Here is a 12,038-nt window from a genome sequence, read left to right on the forward strand (position 1 = left end):
CCCCTTCACGCTATCGCCCCCTTCCCACGCAGGCTGGACCGGAGCCCTCCCCCAGGGGGCACCCTGGCGAAGCATTATATTCCTTGACGAGAATATACCTCGTGAGGAATATATGAACCATGATCGAGACGTTCGCCGCGCTGTCCGACCCCCACCGTTTCCGCATCGTGGAGCTGTTGCGCTCCGGGCCTCGCGCGGTGAACGACATTGGCGAACGGCTGCGGCTCCATCAGCCCCAGGTGTCGAAGCACCTGCGGGTCTTGAAGGAGGCGGGGCTCGTCGACGTGCAGCCGCGGGCGCAGCAGCGCCTCTACGAGCTGCGCGCGCAACCGCTGCGCGAACTTCACGAATGGCTCGAGCGCTACCACCAGCTCTGGGATGCGCGCTTCGAGGCAATGGACGAGCTCCTGGAGGAGCTCCAGCAAGAGGAGAAGCCCCATGGCCGAAGCAAGAAGTGAGACCCCGAGGAGCGTCACCACCCTGGAGCTGAAGTCCGACCGGGAGGTCATCATCTCGCGGACGTTCCGGGCCCCGGCGCGCATCGTGTTCGACGCGTGGACGAAGCCTGAGTTCGTGAAGCGCTGGTGGGCGCCCCAGTCCCGCTGTGTCGAATTCGTGGACTGCCAGGCGGACGTCCGCGTCGGCGGCGCCTACCGCTACCACCTGAAGCACGACGGCAACGAGTTCAGCTTCTACGGCACCTATTCTGAAATCACGCCGCACACGCGGCTGGCCTACACGCAGATCTTCGAACCGTTCCCGGACGCGGCGGTGCAGGTGACCGTCACCTTCGAGGAGCGTGACGGCAAGACGCACCTCGTGTCGCATGAGGTGTATCCGTCGAAGGAAGCGCGCGAAGGCGCGCTGTCGTCCGGCATGGAGCACGGCCTGCGCGAGACGATGGATCAGCTCGACGAGCTCGTCGCGTCGCTTACCTGAGTGGCGAGCTTGGACAGGGGCCCTTCACCCGGCGTGGATTCTCTGTAGGATCCAGGCCTCCTCACCTGGCCCCTGGAGGCTCGCATGCTGCGTTCCCTGTGTTTCGTGGTCCTGTGCACCGTTGGACTCACCGCTTGCGGTCCGGAAGCCGTTGACGCGAACAGTGAGACGTTCGGTGAAAGCCAGCAGGGCCTCGCGTGCGAGACGGGCACCGGCGATTGCCCGAACTCCACGACGACCTGTGCCTGGTTGAGCAATGGCTCCGGTGAAGGGCTGTGTCGTCCCAAGTGCAGCCCCACCGGCACGTGTTCCTCCGGCACCTGCTGGTCGCAGCCGAACGGGCAGCCGTACTGCAACGGCGTCCGGCTATAGCGCCGGCTGGGGCAGCAACACCTGCTCCAGCAGCACCCGCAGTTCCTGCTCCAATCCCGGCACCGAGGCGGCGCGCAGATTTCCGCCGCCCCGAAAAAGGGACAGTCCTTCGAAGAAGGCGACCAGCAACGCCGCGCGCCGCTCCCGGCGCGCGGGCGTGAGGTCGGGGCAGAGCTGTCGCAGCAGCTCCACCACACCCGCGCGGTAGCCGGCGTAGAAGACCGCGAGCGCGTCCGCCACCATGGCGTCCCTCGCGGCCAGCGCCCACAGCTCCGCGAAGAACTGGCAGGCCTGGGGTGAGTCCTGATCCTCCAGCACGGCGTCCACGGCGTGCCGGAGCCGCTGCGCCGGTTCACCGCCTCCACCCTCCACCCGTGCATGGACCCGCTGGAGGGCCTGCTCCAGGTAGCGCGCCAGCAGCGCGCGCACCACGTCCTGCTTCGTGGGGAAGTAGTACTGGAGGTTGCCCAGGCTCACGCCCGCGCGCTGGGCCACGCCCCGCAGGCTGAGCCCCGCGTAGCCGTCCTGGACCAGGACATCCATGGCCGCGTCGAGGATGTGGCCCACGCGCTCGGTGCCCTTGGCGTGCACCGCCGTGCCCTCGCGGGGGTTGGACGAGGGAAGCTCCCCGGCGACCTTCTTGCTCGCGCGGCGCGGCATCACGCCACCTCGCGCGCCAGGGACTCGTCGATGCGGACCTCGACGCCGCAGGCGCGCAGCGTGGCCAGCGTCTCTTCGGGGCGGGGTTCGTGCTCCGGGAACCACACGCCCGCGGGCGGCGGCGGCGCTCCATCCAGCCCCAGGAGCCGCTCGGCGCCCAACAGCGCTCCGACCGCGGTGAGGTGGGCCTGTCCCTTGGGGTCCACCACTTCGATGCGGACATGGCCCCGTTCGCCCTCCACGTCCGCCACCCACGCGGCTTCGCCTCCCGTGTTGCTGCCGGTGAGCAGCGTCCGGCGCAGCGCCGTCCAGCGGGGGTGCTGGAGCAGCCGCAGGATGCCGAGCCGCTGGAGCACGACCAGCGTCCAGGTCGCGGAGCCCGAGTCGAAGCCCAGCCGCGTCGCCACCGTGCGCGCGCCCAGCACCCGGGGCAGCGTCGCCTGTTCAGGCGTGTCCAGCCGGAAGACCCGGGTGGCCCGGCCGTCGGAGAACGTCACCCGCCGGCCGTCCGTCAGCGGCTGCACCTGCCGCTCGCGGCCGTCCTCCGTCACCTCGAAGGACAGGCCCAGCCGGTCCATGTACTCCAGGGAGTCCGGCCCGGCTTGATCCGCGAGCGCGAAGCGGATGGCCACCTCCACGCGCTCCAGGCGCCCCACCCTTCCCGCCGCCAGGGCCACGAGGCGCGGCACCAGCCCCGCCATCCACGCGGAGCCGAGCAGCACCGGCGCGCGCGGCGGCGCCCCGGACAGCCGCAGCACCGTGGCCATCATCCGGGAGGTCCACCGGGTGATGTCCAACACGGGCACGCCGTCACCCGACGCCGCCATCAGCAGGACATCGTCCGGGTCGTTGACCAGCGACAGCACCGCCCGGGGCCGTCCCCCCAGCGCCGCCAACGCACCGGGTGTGCGGACCTCCAGCGCGACGCCCTCCGCCCCGCCCAGCCGCGCGGCCAGCTCCCGGGCCGGTTCTTCCCTGCGCCCGGCGATGAGCAGCGGCAGGTCCGGGTGACGCTCCCGCAGGAGCCCGGCGAGCTGGGCGCCCACCACCCCATAGCCCCCCACCAACACGACGCGGCCTTCGGCTCCCATGACGACTCCCACGTTCGGGCACGGCCGCTTGCCGTGCCCCACGGGGACAGATATAGGTCATATGACCTAATTCTTCACGACAATCGACTTCACGCCCGGGAGATGAGGATGAGGTCCTCGTCCTGCTCCAGGCGGTACACCCCGTCCGCGCCACGGCAGCGTTCGGCGTGCATGCGAATCTTCGCATCGAGTTCACGCACCTGGGCCGCGTCCAGGGCGGCGAGCTGCGCCGCGGTGAAGCAGCCTTCGAGCACGAGGAAGCGGCAGAGCGTGTACATCTCCTCGAAGCTCTGGGCGACGAACCCGCTCATCGTCGCGAACACCTCGTGCGGCAATCGCATCCGCTGGACTTCGGCGATCACGGCCTCGCTGAAGAGCAACGTCTCCGAGAAGTCCCTGCACAGCTCATAGGTCGGTCCCCTGCCCGCGGCCATGGCGATGAGACACGTTCCCCCGGGACGCACGAACGAGAGCAGCGTGTCGATGAACGCGCCCCATTCAGCGACAGGCACGTGGTACAGGACGTGCGAACACACGACGAGTTCATACCTGTCTTGTGATTCGAAGCGGGCCAGGGACTCGTGGTGGATTTTCGCCTTTGGATGGTGGAACCCGGCGATCTGCTCCGGATTGGGCTCCAGCAGGGTGAGCGAACCGAAGTGCGGTGCCAGCCTTTCGGCCACCTTGCCCGACCCCGCGCCCACGTCGAGCAGCGCGGGCTGCGCCGGCAGTCCGGGGAGGAGTCGCTCCTCGACGAGCTTCGCGATGTTCTGGGGATGCCGGGCGCCGACCGTGAGCAGGCGGAACGCCGTGGCGTATTCGTGCTGCGACATCGTGATTCCCATGGGAGGCCCGCTCTCCTGGTGGGACGGCCACGCCCCCACTGCCCCCGGGGCGTCGCTCGTCCGGAACCCGCGGACTCTACACGCTCATGCGCGGAGGATTCCCCTCCCCCATCACCGTGTGCGCGGCGGGGGCCTCCAGCGCCGGGAGGTAGAGCGCTTCGACATAGCGCTCCGCCATCCGCTCCGGCGCATGGTGCGTCACCACGTATTCGCGCGCGGCGCCGGCCATCCGCTCGCGCCAACCGGGCGCCGCCAGCAACCCCGCGAGCGCGGAGGCCAGCGTGCCCGCGTCACCGGGCGGCACCACTAGGCCGCGCCCCGTGCCCAGCACATGGGGCAGCTCACCGACACCGGAGGCGATCAACGGACGCCCCGCCGCCATCGCCTCCAGCGCGACCAGCGGCATGCCTTCCCGGAGGGACGGCATCACCACCGCGTCCGTCGCCGCGTACACCTCCCGCACGTCCGAACGAAACCCCAGGAAGTGCACCGGCAGCCCCTGCGCCTGGGCCTCCAGGGACTGCCTCAAGGGGCCATCCCCCACGAGCAGCAGCGTGGGCACCGTGGCGCCGGGGGTCCGGGCCAGGATGCGCAGGGCATCGAAGAGCACCTGGGGTCCCTTCTCCACCGACAGGCGTCCCACCAGCGCGATCACCGACACGTCGGGCGCCAGGCCCAGCACCTCGCGCGCGCGCAGGCGTTCCTCATGCGTGCAGGCCTTCGCGAGCGGCAGCGCGTTGGGGATGTAGACCACCGGCGAGCGGTGGACGTACCGGCGCAGGCGCGTGGCCAATTCCCGGGACACCGCCGCCACCGCGGTGGTGCAGTTGCCCAGCACGCGCGCCAGTCCCTCGTAGGCGACCAACGCGGGCGTGGCGCCCGTGTCCCCGTGGTAGGTGGCCACCAGCGGCACGCCCGACAGGGTGCTCGCGGCGGCGGCCAGGGTGAGGGACTTGTAGTCGTGCGCGTGCACCACGCCCACGCCGCGACGGCGGACCTCCGAGGCGAGCGTGGCCACGGCCATCGCGCTGAACCGTCCAGGCACTTCCAGCGTCAGGGCGTCCAATCCCTGCTCACGCGCGGCGCCCGAAAGGACATCCGCCCGGCCCGGGGACACCAGGCTGCACACCTGCGCCCGCCAGGGCGACGGCGTCGCTCCCGCCAGCGACAGCAACGCGCGCTCGGCGCCATACAGGCCGCACGTGCTGCGCACATGGAGGATGGTGGAGTGCGGCACCCGTGCACCTCCCGCGCTCACGCCTGGGCGTGCGCGGCGGCGCCCCGGTAGAGCTTCGCGTACGCATCCACCATGTTGGCGAGCGAATAGCGCTGGGACTCGAGCTTCGCCGCCGCGCCCAGGCGCGCACCCAGCTCCGCGTCGTGGGTCAGCCGCTTCACCGCGTCCGCGAGCGCCACCACGTCACCGGTGGGCACCAGGAGCGCCGTCTGGCCATCGCGGTGCACCTCCCGGATGGCCGGGACGGTGTGCGAAACCGTGGGCAGCCCCGCCGCCATCGCCTCCAGCAGCGACAGCGAGCGACCCTCGCGACGGGAGGGCTGCACGTAGACATCGAAGGCGGGCAGCAGCTTGCTCGCGTCCAGCAGGGCGCCCGTGAAGTGCACCCGTCCGGCGAGCGGCGACGCGGCGGCGCGCGCTCGCAGCGAAGCCTCCATCGGGCCGGGGCCAATCATCACCAGGTGCGTGTTCGGCTCCCGAGCGAAGTGGCCCAGGAAGGCGTCCACGAGCAGGTCCGGGCCCTTCTCCTCGGACAGGCGTCCCAGGTAGCCCACCACGGTGGCGTCCTGGGGAAGGCCCAGGCGCTCGCGCGCGTCCCGGCGGGCTTCGGCGCCCGTGGACACGGTGAGCGGCACGCCGTTCTCGATGGTGACCACGCGCGAGAGCAGCTTCGGGCTCCAGCGCTCCAGGCTGGCGCGCACTTCACTGCCGCACGCCACCAGCGACTGGGTGAAGACGGCGGCGGCCATGGCCGCGGGGCGCAGCTTGCCCTGCGGTTCCACCGTCTGATGGAAGGTGCCCAGCACGGGCGTGCGCGGACGCAACGTCCGGGTGGCGACAGCGTTGAGCCAGGGGCCCACGTCGTGGCCGTGCACCACGTCCGCGCCAAAGGCGTCCACCTCCTGCGCCAGCCGGCGGATCGCCGTGGGCGTCATGCCCGCCAGCCCCCCCAGCCACACGGTGGGGATGTTGGCCCGCTGGAGCAGCTCGCGCACCGGGCCATCCGGCCCCAGGGCCAGCACCACGGAGTCGATGCCCCGGGAGCGGCCATGCTCGGACAGGCGGACCACCAGTTGTTCCAGCCCGCCCATCTCCAGGCCGTACATCACATGAGCCACGCGCGTGGGACGCGCCGCCGCCGCCGGGTGCAGTTCGTTCTTCATGGACGCGGCCAAGCTAGGCACGCGCCCAGGGCCAACAACCCCCGCGACGGGCGCGCGTTCCGGTGGATGTCGGGCAGTGGAAGCTTTCGCCCACGGAGATTCGCGGCGGGCTACGGAAGCTCCGTCCGGATGGATGCATGACGTGCCACCGGGAAACACGTCCCGCGTACGAAAGGGCATCCGGCGCTGCCGGGCGCACACGCCCTGTCCGACAGCTCCGGGGCCGCCGCCACGAGACCGTCCCGGCTGCCGGTTGCGCGAAAGGGGCGCCCCGGAAACAAACGGCGGGACGTCCTTGCAAACCCGCTGCGCTCCGCCGGCAACGGACAGCACGCGCCCCCAACGGATGGACATGCCGCGCCACCACCATCCTCCACGCGCACTGAAACACAATCATGTCACCTTCGCGTGAAAGGCTCGACTCCCGAACAGGCGATGTGAGAACCACCGCCTGTCTTCACCTTCAAGGGAGTCCGACGTGCTTCGACTGGCATCACGCTGGGTCACGACATGCGCAGTGGGTTTCACGTGGGCATTCGCGGGCTGTTCTCCCGCGGAGCCCACGCTTCCGGAAACACAAGACACCCCCGAATCCGTACAGCCGCTGCTGACGGGGGAGCGCGCCCTCTTCGGCGACTCCGCGCTGCCGGCCGTGGCGGCCGCGAACGACAGCGCCGCGGTGGAGCTGGGCGTGCGATTCCGCAGCGATGCGCCCGGTCGCATCATGGGCGTGCGCTTCTACAAGGGCGCGGGCAACACGGGCACGCACACCGGCAGCCTGTGGTCCGCTTCCGGCTCACTGCTGGGCACCGTGACGTTCCAGGGTGAGACGGCCTCCGGCTGGCAGGAGGCGCGCTTCGCCACGCCGGTCACCATCGCCGCGGACACGAACTACGTCGTCTCGTACCACGCGCCCGCGGGACACTACGCGGTGACGGACAACGGCTTCGCGTCCGCGCTGGCGGCGCCGCCCCTGCACGCGGCGGCGAACGTGGCGGGCGCTGGCAACGGCCTGTACCGCTACGGCGCCAGCGGCTTCCCGACGGACAGCTACCAGGCCAGCAACTACTGGGTGGACGTGGCCTTCCAGCCCAACGACACCACGCCCCCGCGCGCGCCCACCAACGTCACGGCGGCGCCCAGTTCGCCCACCGCCATCGACCTGACCTGGTACGCCTCCGTGGACGGCAGCGGCGAGATGCAGGGCAATGCGCGCGCGCACCTGGTGTACCGGGGCGGCAATCTCATCGCGGAGCTTCCCGGCACCACCCTGCGCTACCGCGACGCCGGCCTGACGCCCGCCACCGCGTACGCGTACACCGTGCGCGGCCGGGACGCCGCCGGCAACGTGGGCCCGGCCTCCGCGACCGTCACCGCCACCACGCTGGCCAACACCGCGTGCAACCCGTGCAGCCTGTGGAGCACCGCGACGGGCAACCCGCAGTACGAGAACGCCGACGCCACCCCCACCGAGGTGGGCGTGAAGTTCCGGACGGACGTGGCGGGCACGGTGACGAAGGTGCGCTACTACAAGGGCAGCACCGACAACGGGCCGCACGTGGGCCACCTGTGGAGCGCCACCGGCACGCTGCTGGCCACCACCGAGCAGACGCCCGCGGAGAGCGGCTTCGGCTGGCGCGAGCTGACGTTCGCCACGCCGGTGAGCCTCACCGCCAACACGACCTACGTCGTGTCGTACTTCGCCACCGGGGGTCGCTACGCCATCACGCCGTACTACTTCAACACCGCGGGCGTGGACGTGCCGCCCCTGCACGCGCCGTCCACCGTGGCGGCCAGCGGCAACGGCGTGCGCAACCTCAACGGCAGCGCCTTCCCCACGGAGGCCTGGCTCAACACCAACTTCTGGGTGGACGTCACCTTCGTCCCCGCCACGACCGGGACGCAGGCCCCGGTGGACCTGGCCGTGAGCCAGTCCTTCCCCGCGGGCACGGGCGCCAACGGCGACATGATGTTCTACGACGTCACCGTGACGAACAACGGCACGCAGACGGCCACCGGCATCGTGCTCGACGTGCCCATCCCCACCGGCCTCAACTACTTCTTCTACAGCGCGACCCCGGCCAGCAACGGCGGCTGCTCGTTCGGCAGCGACCTGCAGTGCACGATTCCCAGCCTGGCGGCGGGCGCGAGCGTCACGATTCCGGTGACGGCCTTCCCCATGTCCTCCGGAACGTTCCAGAGCGTGGCCACCGTGTCCGCCGCGCAGACGGACTCCGTGCCGGGCAACAACACCAGCACCCTGGCCATCCCGGTGGGCCCGTCCACCAACCTCATCACCTTCGACACCTTCCCCGGACAGGATGAGGTCATCACCGGCCTGCACGGTCCGCTCCACTTCATCCAGAGCGACTGGTACATCGCGTCGCCCTGGGGCGGGTTCACCACGAAGAGCGTCTCCTTCAACGGCGGCGGCCTCACCCAGGGGCGGCTGTCCGTGAACGGCCAGCGCCGCGTCATCGGCATGGACGCCTTCACCTGGGACACGGGCGCGACGCTCACGCTCGCCTGCCTCGACCTGCCGACCCGCACCTTCCCCCTGACGGCGGGCCAGGTGACCCACGTGGTGACCAACTGGACGCAGCCCTGCACCGTGTTCACCATCTCCACGTCCAACGGCTGGGACACGAACCTCGACAACATCGAGCTGTCGCCGCGCCCCTGAGCGTGACGGACGGGACGGCGGGTATGCTGGGAGGATGCCCGCCGTCTGCCTCCTGTTGAGCGCCGCGACGTCCCTGTTCACCACGACGTGGCTGCTCGCCGCCGCGCCGTTCACCGTCGCCGTGGAGCCCGTCGGGTTCTCCGTCCGCTCCGACCGCGCGGGGGTGTCCATCACCCGCGTGGTCCCCGGTCGCCCGGCGGCCCAGGCGGGCCTGGAGCCGGGGATGCGCATCCAGCGCATCGTGAGTCCCGTGCGCACGTTCGCCCAGGGCTCCCTCGCGAAGCTGGGCCGGGTGGACCTGCGCGACGCGCTCATGCCCACCTGGGACGAACCGCTCATCCTCGAAATGGGGGAGACGCCCCAGCAAGGCCACTACGTCACGGTGCAGCGCGACGACCCACGGCCCGCGCAGGAGTTTCCCCCGGGCCCCCTGCCCCTGAAGAAGCTGGAGCGCCTGACGCTGACGCAGCAGGCGATGTACGGAGCGCGACTCCCGCTGCGCAGCCGCGACCCCGGGGACGAGCCCTCGCTCACGCTCCACCACGAGGCCCGCGCCTGGGTGAAGAAGGGCCAGTTCCAGGGCATGACGGGAGGCGGGCGCACCGGGCTGTGGGTGCATCCCCAGCTCCAGTTGGATTCGAACTGTCCCGGCCGCATCGACCAGGTCGAGCTGAGCGGCCCCGGCCCCGGCCTTCCCCGGACGCTCAAGCCCGAGCCCGGGGAGACGAACCCCTGGAAGCAGTTCGACTTCGACCTGCCGCTGTGGTCGCTCCGGGACGTCACGAAGGCCTGCGCCCAGGGACGCAAGGAACTCACGGCGACGCTCCGTGCCCGGCTGTCCTGCCAGGACGAGCCCGTCCTCCAGAAGTCCCTCCCCGTGAAGCTCGCCCTGACGTGCAACCAGACGCCCGAGGAAGGCGTCTCGGATGAACTCGACCTGATGGCCGTCCGGGGCGAGGAGGAGTTCCTGGTGGGCACGAAGGCGGTGGTGACGGTGGAGGTGATGCGGCTCGACACGGAGGTCCCCCAGGTCGAATCCGTCACGGTGGTGGAGGTGGACGAACGGGGACAGGAGCTGCGCCGCATCATCACGCTGCCGGTGCCCGTAGGCACCGAAGAGCTGAAGACGGAAGTGACGCTCGACACGTCGGCCCCGCGCACCGTGCGGCTGGCCGCCGAGCTGAAGTTCCCCGACGGCAGCACCCGGCGGACGCCCGCGCAGCAAGTGCCCATCATCACCCCGGAGTTCGTGGCGGCGCGGCAGAAGGAGGAGGAAGCGGGCGGAGAGCGGCTGCATGCCTTCACCTCCCGGTTCGACAAGGAGTGGAAGTCCCCCTGCGCCAACGTCCCCGCCACGGTGGCGTGGCTCCAGAAGCAGCCCGAAATCGAGTCCGCCTCCGGGGACAAGGGCGGCCACCACTTCAGCTACAAGGTGAAGGGCTCCATCCTCATCCTCTTCGACTGCCATCCGCAGTAGCGCGAACGGGAGCCTCCGCTCCTGGAGCCGTGCCTGGAGTATGGGAAGGATGGGACGGCGGGTATGCTGGCGGGATGCCTGCCGCCTCCCTCCTGTTGAGCGCCGCCGCCTCCCTGTTCACCACGACGTGGCTGCTCGCCGCCGCGCCGTTCACCGTCACCGTGGAGCCCGTCGGGCTCTCCGTCAGCTCCGATGGCGAAGCGGTGGTCGTCACGAAGGTGGTGCCAGGAAGTCCGGCGTCCCGCGAGGGGGTGAAGCCCCAGATGCGCCTTGAGCGCATCGGAGCTCCGATGCGTGTCTTCAGCATGGGCTCCCTCACCAAGCTGAGCCAGGAGGACCTCCAGGCCGCGCTCACGCCCACCTGGGATGAGCCGCTCATCTTCACCGTGGCGCCCCAGGGCAAGAAGCCGGAGCAGACCTTCACGCTCAAGCGCACGGACCGGGCGCCCCGGGTGGAGTTTCCCGTCGTTCCCCTTCCCGACGAGCAGGTCCGGCGACTGACCGTGATGCAGATGCAGCGCTATCACATCCGTCTGGCGCAGGTGATGAACGGAGAGCCCACCTTCCCGGAGGCGCCGTCGCTCGAACTCCAGCAGGAGGACACGGCGGCCTGGGTGACGCAGGGCCAGTTGCGGGTGATGGACGGGGGCGGGTTCACGGGGCAGTGGGTCCATCCCCGGTTCGTCATGAAGTCGGCCTGTCCCCTGGGCAAGGGGAAGCTCGAGCTGCGCAAGGCCGGCCCCGGCCTTCCCCTCACACTCAAGGTCGAGCATGGCTCGCGACGCCCCTTCGATGACTCCACGGTGGACCTGCCGCTCTGGTCGCTCCAGGACGTCACGAAGGCGTGCGCCCAGGGACGCAAGGAGCTCACGGCCTCCGTTGCCGCGACGCTGTCCTGTGAGGAGGACCCCGCCCTCAAGAAGTCCCTCCCCGTGAAGATGGCGCTGACGTGTGAGCAGCCGCTGCCCGTGGGGCGCTCGGGCGAACTCGAACTGCTGGCCAACCGGGGCAAATACACCTACCTCGTGGGCGAGCAGGCCGTGCCGGAGATGGAGGTGCTGCTGTCCACGCTCTTCCCCAAGGCCGCCTCCGTCACCCTGGTGCAGGTGGATGCCCAAGGACAGGTGAGCCGCCGCTTCGCCACGTACCCGGTGCCCCCGGACGCGCGCGGGGTGCCGATGCAGGCGACGCTCGACACGACGATGGTGCGCACCGTGCACCTGGCCGCCGAGCTGAAGTTCGCCGACGGCAGCACCCGGCTCACCAGCGCGGAGCAGGTGGCCATCAGCACCCCGGAGCTTGAGACGAAGAAGGACCAGGCCCGGGTGGCGGCCACCAGGAGCTTGATGGAGATCTCCGCCCGGCTCACCCAGGAGCGCAAAAGCGCCTGTGACGACCCTGATGGCTCGGTGGCCTGGCTGGAGGCGCAACCCGAGGTCGAGTCCGCCTACAACCATGAGGGCCACTCCATCAGCTACCGGATGAAGGGCACCGGCGAGTCGCTCTCCATCATGTGCCACCGCCGCCGGTGAGCCCCGGTCGGCCCCGCGCGAAGAACGTGGGGCCACCGT

Annotated in this window: 11 protein-coding genes; 6 read left to right on the forward strand and 5 right to left on the reverse strand. The window is 70.5% G+C overall.

Annotated elements, in window-relative coordinates; all coding sequences use genetic code 11:
* Positions 1-119: 119 nt before the first annotated feature.
* The 3 genes from D7V88_RS01480 to D7V88_RS01490 all read left to right on the forward strand — a co-directional run bounded on the left by D7V88_RS01480 (position 120) and on the right by D7V88_RS01490 (position 1,311).
* Positions 120-458 (forward strand): ArsR/SmtB family transcription factor, encoded by a 339-nt coding sequence (locus D7V88_RS01480; protein ID WP_120538786.1) that lies wholly within the window; start codon positions 120-122, stop codon positions 456-458.
* Positions 439-939 (forward strand): SRPBCC family protein, encoded by a 501-nt coding sequence (locus tag D7V88_RS01485; protein ID WP_120538787.1) that lies wholly within the window; start codon positions 439-441, stop codon positions 937-939. The genes D7V88_RS01480 and D7V88_RS01485 overlap by 20 nt, the downstream gene beginning before the upstream one ends.
* Before the next feature lie 84 nt (positions 940-1,023).
* Entirely contained in the window at positions 1,024-1,311 is a 288-nt protein-coding gene (locus tag D7V88_RS01490) for a hypothetical protein (protein WP_120538788.1), read from the forward strand.
* Here the strand turns inward: D7V88_RS01490 and D7V88_RS01495 are convergent.
* The 5 genes from D7V88_RS01495 to D7V88_RS01515 form a co-directional block, all read right to left on the reverse strand.
* The gene (locus D7V88_RS01495) at positions 1,306-1,971 is read right to left on the reverse strand and encodes a TetR/AcrR family transcriptional regulator (protein ID WP_120538789.1); all 666 of its coding nucleotides are present in this window, start codon (positions 1,969-1,971) and stop codon (positions 1,306-1,308) included. The genes D7V88_RS01490 and D7V88_RS01495 overlap by 6 nt on opposite strands.
* Positions 1,971-3,062: a saccharopine dehydrogenase family protein gene (locus tag D7V88_RS01500; protein ID WP_120538790.1), complete on the reverse strand. Its 1,092-nt coding sequence runs from the start codon at positions 3,060-3,062 to the stop codon at positions 1,971-1,973. The genes D7V88_RS01495 and D7V88_RS01500 overlap by 1 nt, the downstream gene beginning before the upstream one ends.
* Positions 3,063-3,151: 89 nt before the next feature.
* The gene (locus D7V88_RS01505; protein WP_120538791.1) at positions 3,152-3,907 is read right to left on the reverse strand and encodes a class I SAM-dependent methyltransferase; all 756 of its coding nucleotides are present in this window, start codon (positions 3,905-3,907) and stop codon (positions 3,152-3,154) included.
* A 76-nt stretch (positions 3,908-3,983) separates the two neighbouring features.
* Positions 3,984-5,144 (reverse strand): glycosyltransferase family 4 protein, encoded by a 1,161-nt coding sequence (locus D7V88_RS01510; protein ID WP_158624964.1) that lies wholly within the window; start codon positions 5,142-5,144, stop codon positions 3,984-3,986.
* Positions 5,145-5,161: 17 nt separating this feature from the next.
* Positions 5,162-6,307, reverse strand: a complete 1,146-nt coding sequence (locus D7V88_RS01515; protein ID WP_158624965.1) for a glycosyltransferase — start codon at positions 6,305-6,307, stop codon at positions 5,162-5,164.
* 517 nt (positions 6,308-6,824) lie between these two features.
* Here D7V88_RS01515 and D7V88_RS01520 point away from each other — a divergent pair.
* The 3 genes from D7V88_RS01520 to D7V88_RS01530 all read left to right on the forward strand — a co-directional run bounded on the left by D7V88_RS01520 (position 6,825) and on the right by D7V88_RS01530 (position 11,999).
* Positions 6,825-8,990, forward strand: a complete 2,166-nt coding sequence (locus D7V88_RS01520; protein WP_244237901.1) for a DUF4082 domain-containing protein — start codon at positions 6,825-6,827, stop codon at positions 8,988-8,990.
* A 34-nt stretch (positions 8,991-9,024) separates the two neighbouring features.
* On the forward strand, positions 9,025-10,467 hold the full coding sequence (locus D7V88_RS01525; protein WP_120538795.1) for a PDZ domain-containing protein: 1,443 nt from the start codon (positions 9,025-9,027) through the stop codon (positions 10,465-10,467).
* Between the two features lie 74 nt (positions 10,468-10,541).
* On the forward strand, positions 10,542-11,999 hold the full coding sequence (locus D7V88_RS01530) for a S41 family peptidase (protein ID WP_120538796.1): 1,458 nt from the start codon (positions 10,542-10,544) through the stop codon (positions 11,997-11,999).
* The last annotated feature ends 39 nt before the right edge of the window (positions 12,000-12,038 follow it).

It is taken from the genome of Corallococcus terminator (assembly GCF_003611635.1).
GTDB classification, from domain to species: Bacteria; Myxococcota; Myxococcia; order Myxococcales; family Myxococcaceae; genus Corallococcus; species Corallococcus terminator.